Below are 13,994 nucleotides of genomic sequence, written 5' to 3' on the forward strand. Positions count from 1 at the left end.
GCCGCCGCACGCCTCAGCCCGTTGCCGCGGCGGTCTGCTCGTCCAGCGCGGTGAACAGCCAGTCGTGCGCGGACCCGGGGGTCGGCTCCAGAGGGCTGCCCGGTGCGGTGATCACGTCGGCCGTCAGTTCCCAGTAGCGGTCGATCCGCGGGTCGGCGGCGAGCTGACCGGCGAGCAGGCGGCGGAACGCCGGGGTGTCCCGACTGCCGTACGCGCTCGCGTACGCGTCCACGAAGCTGTCCAGCTCCTCGCCGGGGCGCGGCCCGGCGCCCCGGCGCAGCTGTGTCCCGGCCAGCTCGTACGCCTGCGCGAGCCCCGCGTACAGAGCGGCGGACGCACGGGCCCCCGAGCCATGGTGGGCCTCGGGCTGGGGCCGCTCGGCACCCGTGCACGGGCGGGTCACGAGGGCGTACAGCCGCGCGAAGGCGAGCACCTGGGCCGGCTCGGGGTCGTCGGGAGGCTGGGGTACCGCCACCTCCAGGAACGCGGCCGTCGCCCGGGCCGGCATCCGCGGCGGCAGCCAGGCACGCCAGAACCGCGCCAGTGCACCGGTGTTCGGCGGGGTGGCTACCGCCCCGACCAGGCGCAACCGGTCGGCCCGCTCCTCGGGCGGGCACTCCAGCACCAGCCGCAACCCCGCCTCCCGCCACCGCAGCGCGGTGAGCTGCGAGCCGAGCTCGCGCAACTGACCTGCGACGGCGCCCTCCAGCACGCTGCCCGCCGCGTCCTCCTCCTCGCCGAGTACGCGGCGCACCTCGCGCACCGGCAGCCCGAGGGTGCGCAGGGAGCGGAGCAGCCGCAGCCGGCCGACGGCGTCGGGGCCGTAACGGCGATGCCCGCCCACGCTGCGGGACGCCTCCGGCAGCAGACCGTTGTCGGAGTAGAAGCGGACGGCCTTGACGGTGACGCCCGCGCTCTCGGCGAGCTCGCCGATGCTGCACAGGCCGTCGTGCGAGGTGAACACTTGAACCTCCCTCTGAGGGAGCTTCTACGGTACCGGCGAGGGCGGCCGGGCGATCGTGTCCGGTCCGTCGACAACGATCACGGAGGAGAGGACCATGACCGAGTTCATCCTGGTGCCGGGCATGTTCACCGGCGCGCACGTATGGGAGGACACCGCTGCCTGCCTGGCCACGGCGGGTGCCGGGGTGCACACGGCGGCCCTCACCGGTCTCGGCGGGCCGCGAGGCGCCGTGACGGACGGGATCGACCTGGAGACGCACATCGAGGACGTGCTCGCGCTGGTCGACTCGGTGAGCGCGCAGGCCGGCCCGGACCAGGAGATCGTCCTGGTCGGCCACGACTACGGCACCTACCCGGTGCTGGGCGCCGCCGACCGCCGCGCCGGGCGCATCGGCCGGATCGTCTGCCTGGACACGGGGCCGGGCCAGGACGGGATGCCCGCCCTGGCCGCAGTCGCGGACCCGTCCGCGCGCGCGGAGGTGATCGAGCGTGCCGGTGCGGAGGGCGCCGACCCGGGCCTGGCCCCGCCTGGCCGCGACGAGTGGCAGCGCTGGGGCAGCACCGCCGGCATCCCCGAAGCGGCGCTGGACCGGCTCACCGCCCTTGCCTCGCCCCAGCCGGTGCGCACCCTGCTCCAGCCGCTGCGGCTGACCGGCGAGGCGGCCGGGCTGCCCGTCACCGGGGTGCTGTGCCAAGCCAACGGCTCCAGTATCGAGTTGGTCCAGCAGCGGGTGGACTTCGGCGACCCCGTTCTCCTGCCGCTGGCCGATCCCCGGGTGTCGTTCTTCGAACTTCCCACCGGGCACTGGCCGATGCTGTCCCTCCCGGCCGAACTGGCCGATGTCCTGCTGCGGGCCGCCGCGGACGAAGGACACCACCTGGTGGCTCCCGGTTCGGCGGAGCCGCCCGCGCACCTGCGGCCGTTCCTGCTGGACGTGCCGGAACTCCCGCGCGAACGGAACGGAAACGTGGATCTCTACGTTCCGGACGCCGAGGGCCCCCTCCCGGCGCTGGTGGTCGTGCACGGCGGGCCGGTGCCCGACGGCGTGCTGCCGACGCCGCGTGACTGGCCGACCCCGCAGGGATACGCGCGGTACGCGGCCGCGGAAGGGGTGGTCGGTGTGACCCTCGACCACCGGCTGCACGACATGGCCGACTATCCACGCGCCGCAGCCGACGTGGCAGCCGCCGTGGAGCTGGTCCGGGCCGATCCGCGGGTGGACGCGGACCGGATCGCGCTGTGGTTCTTCTCGGGCGGCGGCCTGATGGCGGCGGACTGGCTGAGGCAGCCGCCGGCCTGGTTGCGCTGCCTGGCGGCCTCCTATCCGGTCCTGGTCCCGCTCCCCGCCTGGGGACCGGTGGACGGCCGGTACCGTCCGGCGGACGCGGTGGCGGGCGCGGGCACGCTGCCCGTCGTGATCACACGGGTGGGGCGCGAGTCGCCGGGGATCGCCGCCACCGTCGAGGAGTTCCTGGAGGCGTCCGCGAAGTGCGGGGCGGACGTCGAGGTGGTCGACGTACCGAACGGCCGCCACGCCTTCGAGACCCTCGACCTGACGGAGGAGTCGCGCGAGGCGGTGCGCCGGGCGATGCGCTCGGTGCTGGAGCACCTGTCGGCCTGAGACACCGGTCGGCCCGAGGCGCTTCCCAGAAGGTGCGGGCCCGCCGCGAGCGGGATAGGAAAGGTGGGACTGCCGTCACGGAACCCGGCCCGCTCCCCTCGACAGACGGCGGGAAGGACGTGCGATGTTCCAGGAGCGCAAGGACCGCCGTCACGCCAATCGCGCGTTCGACCACGGCGAGGGCGTGACCCGTTTCCGGATGAAGCAGAAGATGATCTCCATCGGCGACGACTACTGGATCGACGACGAGTCCGGCGACCATCAGTACAAGGTCAACGGCAAGGCACTGCGGGCCCGCCGGACCTACCACATCGAGGACCGCGACGGGCGGCGCGTCGCGACGGTGCAGAGCCGGCCGCTGAGGATCAAGGACTCGATGGCGATCGAGGACGCCGAAGGTCAGCGGGTGGCCATCGTCAAGAAGGCCATCATCGGACCGCTGCGCGACCGGTGGCGGATCAAGCAGGAGGAAGGCGAGGACCTGCGCGTGGTCGGGAACATCCTCGACCACGAATACACGATCGAGCGCGACGGCTACAAGGTGGCCGAGGTGTCGAAGAAGTGGTTCCGCCTCCGGGACACCTACGGCCTCGACGTCGGGCCGGGTGCCGACCCCGCCACCGTCCTGGCGGCGGCGGTCGCCATCGACGCGATGGCCCACCCCGGGGACTGACGGGCGCTGCGGGCCGGACCGTCCGACGACGGTCCGGCCCGCACGCGCGTGTCCCGGATCAGGGGTTCCGGCGCAGGGCCACGACGTCGATCTCCACGAGGATGCCCATCAGTTCGGAGCCGACCGTGGTGCGTGCCGGACGCGGGTCGCCGAAGTGTTCCCGGTAGATCCGGTCGAAGCCGGCGAAGTCACGGTGCACGTCCTGGAGATGGACGGTCGCCTTCACCACGTCGTCGAGCGTCAGCCCGTCCGTGGCGAGGAGGGCGCTCACGTTCGCGAGGACCTGGCGGGTCTGTTCCTCGATGGTGTCGCCCAGCGAGCCCGTGACCGGGTCCTGCGGGCCGAACCCGGAGGTGAACAGGTACGGGCCCGCCGCGATGCCCTGGCTGTACCCGCCGATCGGGGCGGGGGCACCGGCCGTGGTGACGGCCCGGCGGCCGGTGCGGAGGCTGTCGGTCGTCACTTGGTCAGGTCTCCCTCGCGTGCGTTGACCTCGGCGTAGTGGCGGAGCTTCGCCTCGTCGACGGTGACGCCTAGCCCCGGACCGTCCGGCACCCGCAGGCTGCCGTTCTCCAGCGTGAGCGGCTCTATGATGTCGTCCGCGTGCAGGTAGTACATGGAGTCGATGGCGCGCGACAGCACCGGGGTGCTGGCGACGACCGCGAGATGTGCGGCCGTCGCGATGCCCAGTTCGCCGCCGCTGTGCAGGTTCATGCCGAGGCCGAACGTCTCGCAGTGTGCGGCCAGTGCCTTCGTCGGAGCGATGCCGCCCCACTTGTAGACGTCACCGTGGATCACGTCGACCGCGTTGAGGCGCATCGCGGGCGCGAAGTCCTCGAAGCGGACCACGCACATGTTGGTGCACAGCGGGATGCGCACCTTCTGACGGACCTGGCTCATCCCCTCGATCCCGACGCACGGGTCCTCCAGGTACTCCAGGTCCAGCTCCTCCAGCGCGATGCCTGCCCGGATCGAGTCCGGCACCGACCAGGCGGCGTTCGGGTCGACGCGCAGGTTCACCTCGGGCAGTGCGGCGCGTACCGCCTGCAGGATCGCGACATCGCCCTGGACGTCCTTGGTTCCCTTGAGTTTCACGGCCGTGAACCCGCCCTCGGCCACCACCCGCTCGGTGTGCTCGGCCAGTGCCCGCGGCAGGTCGCCCGCGGCGGCGCCGGGTGCGTCGGCCCGGGTGATCAGCGCGGTCAGCGGCACCTCGCCGCGGACCGGTCCGCCCAGCAGGTCGGTCACCGACTGCCCGGTGGCCTTGCCCATGGCGTCCCAGCAGGCCACGTCGATCGCGGCCAGCGCGGCGTAACCCAGGTAGCCGTAGAAGAACGGCACCATGTGGTGGCGGCGGTGGAAGGACTCCAGGGCGAACGGGCTGGTGCCGATCAGGTCCTCGGCGAGGTCGCGGACGATCGCGGCGACCGGGCGGCCCCACATCGTCTCGCCCCAGCCCTCCACGCCCGTGTCCGTCCTGATGCGCACGACGGTGCGCGTCTCTCCGGTCTTCGTCTCGAACGAGCTGGTGAACGGGTTGACCAGGGGCAGATTGACGACGTGGACGTCGACCTCGGTGATCTTCATGGACGGTTCCTTACGTGTGAGGGGCGGCAGGATCAGGCGAGGGGGCGCGACGCGGCGTCGAAGGCGAGGACCGCGCGGGCCAGGCCGCGGGCGCGCCGGTCGAGCAGGCGCTCGCCGTGCGCGGCGTCGGCCCCGGCCGCGTCGTCGGTGGCGCCGCCCACCCGCTCCCACTCGCCGTGCCGCTCCACGGTCAGCCCGGGGTAGGGCGGCTTGTCGAACAGGGGAGGCGGCTCGACCGGCGCGTGCCGGGCCCGCTCGGTCCGTACCAGCGCCGGATGCGCGGCCAGCATCAGCGACGTCTCGAACCAGCCGGCGTGCCCGGGCACCAGCTCGGCGTGCTGTTCGTCCGGGGTATCCGCGTCCGCCTCGGGCTCACCGGTGTCCGTCAGCGTCCAGTACGAGCAGGCGGCAGCCGTCACGTCGGCGCGCAGCGCGAACCGCTTGACCGCGAGGCGCATGATCTCGTCGTTGCCGCCGTGTCCGTTGACGACGAGCACCCGGCGGTAGCCGCAGGCGGCCAACGAGTCGAGGAGCTCGTCCAGGACCAGGCCGAGGACCGGCGCGGACAGGGTCAGCGCCGCCGCGAACAGATGGTGCGGGCTGTGCCCGTACGGCAGCGTCGGCAGGCGTACGAGACCGGGCACGTCCTCTCCCGCGGCGGCCCGCTCGTCGAGCAGGGCCAGAGCCCGGGAGACGATGGCGTCGGCGAGCATCGTGTCCGTGCCCATGGGCAGGTGCTCGGCGTGCTGCTCCTGCGAACCGATCGGCAGGACGGCGATCGAGTCGGCCCCCGCCGCCCGCGTCTCGCGCCAGGTGGCCTCGGTCAGATTGCGGTGGGTCATGCCACTGTCTCCCCGGTCCGGAGGCATGACAGAGTCGGCGCATGGCGCATGAACGTATTCCTTTGCGGTTGGTGCCCGATCCGCAGCCGGAGGAGCCGGCCGGTCGGGACGTCGGTGTGCTGGGCGCCGCCGAAGTGCTGCCCGGGCTCGTGCGCACCGCGCTGCTCACCCGCGCCGGAGCCGTCCGCGAGCGGACGGAGGCCCGCTTCGACGCGGGCAGCGCGGACCCGGCCGTCGTCGACGCGGCGCTGCGGGAGGCGGCCGCCGTGTTCGCGGGGCAGGACCTGCTCGGCGTGGGCGTGGCCGCCGCCGGTGTGGTGGACCCGGCGGCGGGCCGGATCATCGAGGTGAACGACGCCCCGGCGCTGCGCGGCTACCCGGTGGCGTGCCGGCTCGCGGAGCTGACCGGCGTTCCGGTGCGGATCGAGCACCGGGCACGGGTTCAGGTGCTCGGCGACCGCTGGTTCGGCGCGGGGCGCGGCCGGCGCTCGTTCGCCTCCGTCGCGACCGGTGAGGTCCTCGGCGTCGGCATCCAGTACGAGGGCGAGGTGCTGGCCCCCGCCGGCGGCCGCAGCGGCGCCCATATGACGGTCACCGCGAGCGGTGAGCTCTGCACCTGCGGACGGCGCGGCTGCTGGAAGACCGTGGCGACGACCCGCTGGCTGTGCGAGCGCGCCGCCGAGCAGGGGTTCGCTCCCGGGGCGGGCACCCTGGCGGCCCTGACGGCGTCCGGCGCCCCGGCCGCCGCGGATCTCGTCGCGCGGTACGCGGAGAACCTGGTGCTCGGCCTGGCCACCGTCCAGCAGCTCTTCGCCTGCGGACTGTTCGTGCTGCACGGCGAGGCGCTCGACGGCGGTGAGCCGTTCCGGGCCCTGGTCGAGTCCCGGCTGCGCGCCGATGTGCTCGGCGGGGGTGAGGTCCCCACCGTGGTGCTCGGCGAGGCCGCGGACACCGGCGCCCTGCTCGGGGCGGCGGGCCTGGTCCTGTCGGGGCCCCGGTCCTAGAGCTTTTCCGGAGCTCATGCCGGAACGCTCCCCAGGATCCGGCGCCCGGGGTCGGGGACCGGTACGGCGTCCAGGAGCCGCCGGGTGTACGCGTCCTCGGGCGCGGTGAACACCTGGTCGGCGGTGCCGGACTCGACGATGCGGCCCTGGCGCATCACGGCCACCCGGTCGGCGATCTGGCGGACGACCGCCAGGTTGTGCGAGATGAAGAAGTAGGTCAGCCCGAGGCGGTCCTGGAGTTCGGCGAGCAGGTCGAGGACGCGGGCCTGCACGGACACGTCGAGCGCGCTCGTCGGCTCGTCGAGCACGACCAGCCGCGGTTCCAGCGCCAGAGCCCGCGCGATGGAGATGCGCTGGCGCTGACCGCCGGAGAATTCGTGCGGATACCGGTCCAGGATGCTCGCGTCCAGGCCGACGGAGTCCAGGAGCTCGCCGGCCCGGTCGCGCACCCTGGCCCGGCCGCGCCGCCCACGCGCCCACTCCTCGTGGGTGACGAGCGGCTCCCCGACGATGTCGGCGATCCGCATCCGCGGATTCATGCTGGAGTACGGGTCCTGGAGCACGACCTGCATCTGCCGGCGCAGCGGCTTCAGCGCGGCGCCGTTCAGCGCCAGCAGGTCCGTGCCGTCGAACCGCACGCTGCCCGCGGTGGGTTCGAGCAGCCGCAGCAGCAGCCGCGTCAGCGTGGTCTTGCCGCAGCCGGACTCGCCGACCAGGGCGAAGGTCTCGCCCTCCCGGACGGTGAGGGAGACGTCGTCGACGGCGACGCTCGGCGGGCGGCCGGGGAACTCCTTGCGCAGTCCGTCGAATTCCAGCAGCGGGTTCGTGGTCATGCGACGGGCTCCAGTCGGGGAGTGGCGGCCAGCAGATCGCGGGTGTACGGAGCGGTGGGGCGGGTGAACACCTGCTGCACGTCGCCGGTCTCGACGACCTCGCCGTGCCGCATGACGACGACCCGGTCGGCGGTCTCGGCGACGACGCCCAGGTCGTGGGTGATCAGCAGGACGGCCATGCCGTGGCGTCGCTGGAGGCTCACGAGCAGCTCCAGGATCTGCCGCTGCACGGTCACGTCGAGCGCCGTGGTGGGCTCGTCGGCGATGAGGACGCTGGGGCGGGCCACGAGCGCGGAGGCGATCATGACGCGCTGGCGCAGACCGCCGGAGAGTTCGTGCGGGTACTGGCCGTAGCGCCGTTCAGGGTCGGGGATGCCGACCTCGTCCAGTGCGGTCAGCGCCGCCCGGCGGGCCTCGGCGCGGGTGTGGTCGCCGTGCAGCCGCAGCACCTCGGACACCTGGTCGCCCACCCGCTGCAAGGGGTCGAGGCTGGTCATCGGGTCCTGGAAGACCATGGAGATCCGTGCCCCGCGGACTTTGCGCAACTCCTTCTCGCGCAGGGCGAGTACGTCCTTGCCGTCGAGCAGCACCTGCCCTCCGGCGTACACGCACGGCGGTTCGGGGTTGAGACGCAGTGCGGACAGTGCGGTGGCCGACTTGCCGCTGCCGGACTCGCCGACGACGGCGAGGGTCTCGCCGGCGTTCACCGCGAAGCTCACCCCGCGTACCGCGTGCACGGTCGAGGAGGCGAGCGCGAAGTCGACGCGCAGGTCCCGGAATTCGAGGACGGGTGTGGTCGGCGGGGTCTGTGCGGAGTCGGTCATCGGCGGTACGCCTTCGGGTCCGCGACGTCGCGCAGCGCGTCGCCCAGGATGTTGATGGACAGCGAGGTGAACATGAGCGCGATGCCGGGGAAGACGGCGATCCACCAGGACGTGCCGAGGTAGAGCTGCCCGTCCGAGAGCATCCCGCCCCAGGTCACCGTCTCCTTCGGAACGCCGAGGCCCAGGTAGCTCAGCGAGGCCTCGGCGACGATGGCCGACGCGATGTGCAGGGTGCCGATCGTGGCCAGCGGTGCCATGACGTTGGGCAGCAGGTGCCGGCGCATGATCGCCCGGTCGCCGACGCCGATCGCGCGGGCCTCGGTGATGAAGTCGCGGGTGCGCAGCGACAGCACTTCGGAGCGCACCACGCGGGCGTACGACACCCAGCCGGTGATGCCGATCACCAGGATGACGTAGCCGAGGCCCGAGCCGACGAAGCCGACGACGGCGAGCGCCAGCAGGATCGCGGGGAAAGCCAGCTGGACGTCCGCGACGCGCATGACGACGCGGTCGGTCCAGCCGCCGAGGTAGCCGGAGGCGAGGCCCGCGACGGTCCCGATGACCCCGGCCAGCAGGGCCGCTCCGGCCCCGACGAGCAGCGAGACCCGGGTGCCGTAGATGACCCTGGCGAGCAGGTCGCGGCCGAGCTGATCGGTGCCGAGGAGGTGGTCCGCGCTGCCGCCGGACTGCCAGGCGGGGGGCCGGAGCCGGCCCAGCAGGTTCTGGGCGCCCGGGTCGGCGGGAGCGATCAGGGGCGCGAAGAGGGCGCACACGACGATCAGGAGGAGGAAGAGGAGCGCGACGGCGGCGAGCCGGTTGCGCAGCAGCGAGCGCAGCACGGACGGCGCGGCCGAGGCAGGAGCCGGGGCTGCGGCGGTGGCCGCGGGGGCGGTGGTGGTGGTCATCGGGAGTTCCTCACCCTCGGGTCGAGGAGGCCGTAGGACAGGTCCACGAGCAGGTTCACCACGACGAACGTGGCGGCGAACAGCAGCACGGTGCCCTGTACCAGGGGGAAATCGCGGTTGGCGATGGCCTGCACGGTCAGCTGGCCGACACCCGGCCAGGAGAAGACCTGCTCGGTGAGGATCGCGCCGCCGAGCAGGCTGCCGACCTCCAGGCCGACGACGGTCACCACGGGCAGCGACGCGTTGCGCAGCCCGTGCCGCAGCACCGTGCGCACCGGGCCGAGGCCGCGGGCGCGGGCCGTACGGATGTGGTCGGAGCCGAGCACGTCGATCAGCGAGGAGCGCAGCAGCCGCGCGACGACGGCGACCGAGTAGACGGCCAGCGTGATCGACGGCAGCACCAGATGCGCGAACGTGCCGTATCCGGAGGCGGGGAGCGCGTGCAGACCGACCGCGAACACGAGGATGAGCAGGATGCCCACCCAGAACGCGGGAGTCGACTGGCCGATCAGGACGGCCGTGATGACACCGCGGTCCGCGGCCTTGCCGCGCCGCATCGCCGCGATGGTGCCGGCGGGCAGAGCGATCACCAGCGTCACCACGAGGGCGCCCGCCGCGAGGAGCAGGGTGGCCGGGATGCGGTCGGCGAGAACCGCGCGGACCGGCTGGTTGTAGAAGAGGGAGTTGCCGAAGTCGAAGCGCGGGAGGCCCCACAGATAGTCCAGATACTGCGTGACGAGCGGCCGGTCCAGGCCGAGGCTGTGCCGGAGCACGTTCTCCTGCTGGGCGGTGGCGTCGGGCGGCAGCATCACCTTCACCGGGTCGCCGGACAGGCGCACCAGGAAGAACGCGACGGTCGCGGTGCACAGCAGCACCAGCAGCGCGGTGCCCAGGCGGGAGACGGCGGGCCGCAGCACGGTCCACGCGCGACTGGGCCCGGTGACCCGCACACCGGGCGCGGTCAGGGTCTGGCTCATCACACGGCCACCTTCGCGCTCGCCATGTCCAGCACCCCTGCGGCGCCGGGCGTCCAGCTCGGCCGGGTGTTGTGCACATAGATGTTGTCGATCTGGTAGAGGGGCACGAACGGCGCCTCGTCCTTGATCAGTTGCTGAAGTTCGGAGAAGGCGCGGCGGCGCACGGCCGGATCCACGGACAGCTCCTCGCGGTCCACGAGTTGGTCGGCGCGCTTGTTGTGCCAGCGGCTCTGCCGCCGGTCGCTGCGCACGTTCGACTGGAGCATGCTCTCGCCATCCATGGTCCAGACGGTGGACGCGGCCAGGTACATCGGGCCGAGAGCGCCGTGGTTGGAGGAGGTCAGGCGCTGGGAGTACGTGCCCGGGTCGAGCAGGTTCACCTTGGCGCGGATACCGGCGCGGGCCAGCAGGCCCGAGATGGCCTCGGCGACGTTCGCGTCCAGGTTGGAGGCGGTGATCGAGGTGCTGATGCCGTCGGGATGTCCGGCCTCGGCGAGCAGCGCGCGGGCCTTCGCGAGCGAACGCTCGTACGGCTTCACGGACGTGTCGAAGCCGAACGCGCCGCGCGGGATCATCGCCGGGACCTCGGTGGCGTTGCCGCCGAGCACCGCCTTGATGAGCAGGGGCACGTCGACTGCGTGGTTGAGCGCCTGCCGCACGCGCCGGTCGCGCAACGGCCCCTCGGCCAGGGTGTCGAGCGACAGGTACGAGGTACGGATGCCGGTGTGATGGTCGATCCGCACGCCCGGGTATCCGGCCAGCTGCTGGGCGGCGTCCGGGGTCATGCCCGCCACGATGTCGACGCCGCCGCTCTGCAGTGCGGCCAGTGCGGACGACGAGTTGGGGGCGGGCACGAAGACGAGCTCGTCGACGTGCGGGCGGCCCTGCCAGTGGTGGTCGTAGGCGGCGAGGCGCAGTTCGTGGTCGCGCTGCCAGCGCCGGAACGTGAACGGGCCGGTACCCACAGGGTGTGCGGCGAAGCCCTCGTCGCCGACCTTCGCCAGGTAGCGCGGGGGTACGACGACGCCGCCGAACAGGGAGAGTTTGGCGGGCAGGATCGGATCGTGCACCGAGGTGTGCACATCCACCGTGTACCGGTCGGCCACGGTGACGCGCTCGACGTAACGCAGCTCCACGATGGGTGACTTGGTGGCAGGGTCGAGCAGCCGCTCGATGCTGAACCGGACCGCCTCCGCGTCGCACGGCTCGCCGTTGTGGAAGGTGACGCCGCGGCGCAGCTCGAACCGCCACACCTTCGGCCCGACGGCCTTCCAGGAGACGGCGATCCGTGGCTGGAGGGAGTTGTCGCGGCCCCGCGTGGTGAGCGTGTCGAACATGTTGATCAGGGCGTTCATCGACGTCATGTCGCCCTGTTTGTGCGGGTCCATCGTCTTGGGGTCCCCGGTCTGGGAGACCCGCAGCACGTTGCCGGCGGAGGCCGCGGACGGCGCTCCGCATCCGGCGAGCAGGGCCGGGGCGACGAGGGCGGGCACCGCGAGACCGCTCAGGCGCAGCGCCGAACGGCGGGAGTACCCGACGCGCGGGCCGCCTCCCCCTTCACATATTCGTTCCATTGGACAACACGCTCGTTCCGGTGAATGGAATGCAGTTCGGGTAAGGTAGGCCACATGGGGAAACCGGTCAACAGTCGTCCGCAGCAGCGGCCTCCCGCCGCCGCGTCAGCCGCCGTGTCCGAAGGCCCGAGTCCGGACGCTGCTCCGCCCGCGCCCGGCCCGGTCGACAAAGCGATGGAAGTGCTGGCGGCCCTCGCCGGCCCGGGTGCGCCGCACCGCCTTGCGGACCTCGCCCGCCGGACGGGACTCGCCAAACCCACCGTGCACCGCCTGCTGCGCGCCCTTGCCGCGTCGGGTTACGCCGAAGCGGCCACCGGCGGCAGCTACCGGCCGGGGCCTCGGCTCCTCGGGCTCGCTGCGGGCGCGCTCGCCGACGACGCCGTGCTGCGCCGGGTCGGCCCGGTTCTGGACGAACTCCGCGTACGCACCGGCCTGTTCGCCTCGTACGCGGTGCGTGACGACCGCACCGTCATTCATCTCGACGTGCGCGCGCCGGCGCAAGGACTCGGGCTCGCCCTGCCCCCCGGCTCCCGCGAACACGTGACCGCAGGAGCGGCGGGCCTCGCCCTGCTGGCCGCTCTGCCGGCCGAGGAGTGCGAACTCCTGTCGGCCGGCCCCGACGGAGCACCCGCCGACGACACGACCCGTGAGGCCCTGGCCTCGGCGACCAGTGACGGCTACGCCTTCGACGGCAGCGACGCCTGGTTCGACCGGCGCGCGCTCGCCGCCCCGGTGCGCGACGCGACGGGCCGCGCGGTCGGTGCCCTGGTGCTGACCGGGCTCGCCTTCACGCTCGACGAAGCGGCCGCGCGGCTGTACGGGCCGATGGTGCACTCCGCCGCCGCCGCGGTGTCGGCGAGCCTGGCCGCGCAGCCCGGCGTACGGCTGGGGCTGGTCCCGGAGCGCCCCGCGGGCGGCGACAACGGCGCCAGGATGCCTGTGAACGGACGCGAAGAGGCGAGGGAGACGCGGTGAGCGCCGACGACGGATCCCCCGCCGCCGCCCGCCGCGGGCTCCTGGACGACGGCCGGGCGCGGGGCCTCTACTCGGGCGCCGCCTGGTCGCTGGGCGACGCCGCTGGGCCGTACGATCGCGGCTGGACCGGTACCCGCGCGCTCGACGGACCGGCTCTTGACGGCCAGGACCTCTGGGACCTCGCATCCGTGACCAAGCCGATCGTCGGCCTGGTCGTCATGGCCCTCGTCGACCGGGGCGTCCTCCGCCTCGACGACACCGTCGGGCACCACCTGGCTCGCTACTCCGACAGCCCGCATGCCGGTCGTACGGTCGCCCAACTCCTCGACCACACCTCCGGACTGCCGGGCGGTGTCCCGCTCTACCGTGACCACCCCACCCGCGAGTCGCTGCTCACGGCGCTCGGTCCACTGCCGCGCAATGCCGAGCCCGGAACCCAGGTCACGTACTCCTCCCAGGGCTTCATCCTGCTCGGCCTCATCGCCGAACAGGCCACCGGCCAGGGCCTGGACGACCTGATGAACGACCTCGTCAGCGCCCCCCTCGGCCTGACCGACACCGGTTTCCGGCCGGGGCCCGCGGGCCGCGCCCGCGCGGTGGCCACCGAAGCCTGCCCCTGGCGCGGCCGGACCGTCGTCGGCGAGGTGCACGACGAGAACGCGGTGGTGCTCGGCGGCGTCGCCGGGCACGCGGGCCTCTTCGCCACCCTCGCGGACCTGGAACGGCTTGCGTGCAGCCTGCTCGGCGGTGGCCCGCCGCTTCTGAGGCCGGGCACCCTGACCGTCATGACCGCTCCGCGCACGGACCACCTCAACCTGCGCCGCGCACTGGCCTGGCAGGGGCAGGACCCGGCCGGTTCGCCGGTGGGCGACAGCTTCGGTCCGGCGTCGTACGGGCACACGGGCTTCACCGGCACGAGCCTGTGGATCGACCCGGAGGCCGGCCGCTACGCGATCCTGCTCACGAACCGCGTCCATCCCAGCCGCGAGGAACGCGGATTCGCTGAGCTGCGGCGGGACTTCCACACGATCGGGGCCTGAGCGGGCCACCCGCGATTTCGCTGCCGAGACGCTTGCTGTGCTGAGCGCCCACGAGGCTAGGGGTGAAGCGACTGGCGATCCCCGGCCGGATGGTCCAGCTCGAGGGAACCGCCGTTGCCTGACGAAGCGTCACAAGACCTGCTGCTCGCGCCGGTTGACCCGGTCCGGGCGGCGG

Annotated in this window: 14 protein-coding genes; 5 read left to right on the plus strand and 9 right to left on the minus strand. The window is 73.0% G+C overall.

Going from position 1 to position 13,994, the window contains the following annotated elements:
* Window positions 1-13: 13 nt before the first annotated feature.
* A complete protein-coding gene (locus ACIBJG_RS28780) occupies window positions 14-964 on the minus strand; it encodes a MerR family transcriptional regulator (protein WP_399311759.1) in 951 nt (316 codons plus the stop codon).
* Between the two features lie 94 nt (window positions 965-1,058).
* Here ACIBJG_RS28780 and ACIBJG_RS28785 point away from each other — a divergent pair, with 94 nt between their 5' ends.
* Window positions 1,059-2,585, plus strand: a complete 1,527-nt coding sequence (locus ACIBJG_RS28785) for an alpha/beta fold hydrolase (protein ID WP_399311761.1) — start codon at window positions 1,059-1,061, stop codon at window positions 2,583-2,585.
* Between the two features lie 124 nt (window positions 2,586-2,709).
* Entirely contained in the window at window positions 2,710-3,258 is a 549-nt protein-coding gene (locus tag ACIBJG_RS28790) for an LURP-one-related/scramblase family protein (RefSeq protein ID WP_399311763.1), read from the plus strand.
* A 58-nt stretch (window positions 3,259-3,316) separates the two neighbouring features.
* On the opposite strand, the gene ACIBJG_RS28795 is transcribed toward ACIBJG_RS28790, so the two are convergent.
* Genes ACIBJG_RS28795 through ACIBJG_RS28805 form a run of 3 tightly spaced genes read right to left on the minus strand, consistent with a single transcriptional unit; the run spans window position 3,317 to window position 5,687 of the window.
* Window positions 3,317-3,721 carry a RidA family protein gene (locus tag ACIBJG_RS28795; protein ID WP_399311766.1) on the minus strand — a complete coding sequence of 135 codons (405 nt, stop codon included), beginning with the start codon at window positions 3,719-3,721 and terminating at the stop codon, window positions 3,317-3,319.
* A complete protein-coding gene (locus tag ACIBJG_RS28800; protein ID WP_399311767.1) occupies window positions 3,718-4,845 on the minus strand; it encodes a mandelate racemase/muconate lactonizing enzyme family protein in 1,128 nt (375 codons plus the stop codon). Before ACIBJG_RS28800 ends, ACIBJG_RS28795 begins: the two co-directional genes overlap by 4 nt.
* 32 nt (window positions 4,846-4,877) lie before the next feature.
* A complete protein-coding gene (locus ACIBJG_RS28805) occupies window positions 4,878-5,687 on the minus strand; it encodes a creatininase family protein (protein WP_399311769.1) in 810 nt (269 codons plus the stop codon).
* Between the two features lie 41 nt (window positions 5,688-5,728).
* Between ACIBJG_RS28805 and ACIBJG_RS28810 the strand changes: the two genes are divergently transcribed.
* Entirely contained in the window at window positions 5,729-6,691 is a 963-nt protein-coding gene (locus ACIBJG_RS28810) for an ROK family protein (protein WP_399311771.1), read from the plus strand.
* A 14-nt stretch (window positions 6,692-6,705) separates the two neighbouring features.
* On the opposite strand, the gene ACIBJG_RS28815 is transcribed toward ACIBJG_RS28810, so the two are convergent.
* The 5 genes from ACIBJG_RS28815 to ACIBJG_RS28835 are packed head-to-tail and all read right to left on the minus strand — an operon-like array spanning window position 6,706 to window position 11,804.
* Window positions 6,706-7,524 (minus strand): ATP-binding cassette domain-containing protein, encoded by an 819-nt coding sequence (locus ACIBJG_RS28815; RefSeq protein WP_399311772.1) that lies wholly within the window; start codon window positions 7,522-7,524, stop codon window positions 6,706-6,708.
* A complete protein-coding gene (locus ACIBJG_RS28820) occupies window positions 7,521-8,348 on the minus strand; it encodes an ATP-binding cassette domain-containing protein (protein ID WP_399311773.1) in 828 nt (275 codons plus the stop codon). Before ACIBJG_RS28820 ends, ACIBJG_RS28815 begins: the two co-directional genes overlap by 4 nt.
* Window positions 8,345-9,253, minus strand: coding sequence for an ABC transporter permease (locus ACIBJG_RS28825; RefSeq protein ID WP_399311774.1), 909 nt, complete (start codon window positions 9,251-9,253; stop codon window positions 8,345-8,347). Before ACIBJG_RS28825 ends, ACIBJG_RS28820 begins: the two co-directional genes overlap by 4 nt.
* Entirely contained in the window at window positions 9,250-10,230 is a 981-nt protein-coding gene (locus tag ACIBJG_RS28830; protein WP_399311776.1) for an ABC transporter permease, read from the minus strand. The genes ACIBJG_RS28825 and ACIBJG_RS28830 overlap by 4 nt, the downstream gene beginning before the upstream one ends.
* Window positions 10,230-11,804, minus strand: a complete 1,575-nt coding sequence (locus ACIBJG_RS28835) for an ABC transporter substrate-binding protein (protein WP_399311778.1) — start codon at window positions 11,802-11,804, stop codon at window positions 10,230-10,232. The genes ACIBJG_RS28830 and ACIBJG_RS28835 overlap by 1 nt, the downstream gene beginning before the upstream one ends.
* A gap of 54 nt (window positions 11,805-11,858) precedes the next feature.
* On the opposite strand from ACIBJG_RS28835, the gene ACIBJG_RS28840 reads away from it, so the two are divergent.
* Both ACIBJG_RS28840 and ACIBJG_RS28845 read left to right on the plus strand, forming a co-directional pair.
* Window positions 11,859-12,779 carry an IclR family transcriptional regulator gene (locus ACIBJG_RS28840; RefSeq protein WP_399311780.1) on the plus strand — a complete coding sequence of 307 codons (921 nt, stop codon included), beginning with the start codon at window positions 11,859-11,861 and terminating at the stop codon, window positions 12,777-12,779.
* Window positions 12,776-13,819, plus strand: coding sequence for a serine hydrolase domain-containing protein (locus ACIBJG_RS28845; protein WP_399311782.1), 1,044 nt, complete (start codon window positions 12,776-12,778; stop codon window positions 13,817-13,819). Before ACIBJG_RS28840 ends, ACIBJG_RS28845 begins: the two co-directional genes overlap by 4 nt.
* The last annotated feature ends 175 nt before the right edge of the window (window positions 13,820-13,994 follow it).

The sequence above is a fragment of the Streptomyces sp. NPDC050422 genome (genome assembly GCF_044458665.1).
Taxonomy (GTDB): domain Bacteria; phylum Actinomycetota; class Actinomycetes; order Streptomycetales; family Streptomycetaceae; genus Streptomyces.

Coding starts and splice junctions, on each gene's coding strand:
- ACIBJG_RS28785 (WP_399311761.1), top strand. CDS start 1,059: ATGACCGAGTTCATCCTGGTGCCGGGCATGTTCACCGGCGCGCACGTA.
- ACIBJG_RS28790 (WP_399311763.1), top strand. CDS start 2,710: ATGTTCCAGGAGCGCAAGGACCGCCGTCACGCCAATCGCGCGTTCGAC.
- ACIBJG_RS28800 (WP_399311767.1), bottom strand. CDS start 4,845: ATGAAGATCACCGAGGTCGACGTCCACGTCGTCAATCTGCCCCTGGTC.
- ACIBJG_RS28805 (WP_399311769.1), bottom strand. CDS start 5,687: ATGACCCACCGCAATCTGACCGAGGCCACCTGGCGCGAGACGCGGGCG.
- ACIBJG_RS28810 (WP_399311771.1), top strand. CDS start 5,729: ATGGCGCATGAACGTATTCCTTTGCGGTTGGTGCCCGATCCGCAGCCG.
- ACIBJG_RS28815 (WP_399311772.1), bottom strand. CDS start 7,524: ATGACCACGAACCCGCTGCTGGAATTCGACGGACTGCGCAAGGAGTTC.
- ACIBJG_RS28820 (WP_399311773.1), bottom strand. CDS start 8,348: ATGACCGACTCCGCACAGACCCCGCCGACCACACCCGTCCTCGAATTC.
- ACIBJG_RS28825 (WP_399311774.1), bottom strand. CDS start 9,253: ATGACCACCACCACCGCCCCCGCGGCCACCGCCGCAGCCCCGGCTCCT.
- ACIBJG_RS28830 (WP_399311776.1), bottom strand. CDS start 10,230: ATGAGCCAGACCCTGACCGCGCCCGGTGTGCGGGTCACCGGGCCCAGT.
- ACIBJG_RS28835 (WP_399311778.1), bottom strand. CDS start 11,804: ATGGAACGAATATGTGAAGGGGGAGGCGGCCCGCGCGTCGGGTACTCC.
- ACIBJG_RS28840 (WP_399311780.1), top strand. CDS start 11,859: ATGGGGAAACCGGTCAACAGTCGTCCGCAGCAGCGGCCTCCCGCCGCC.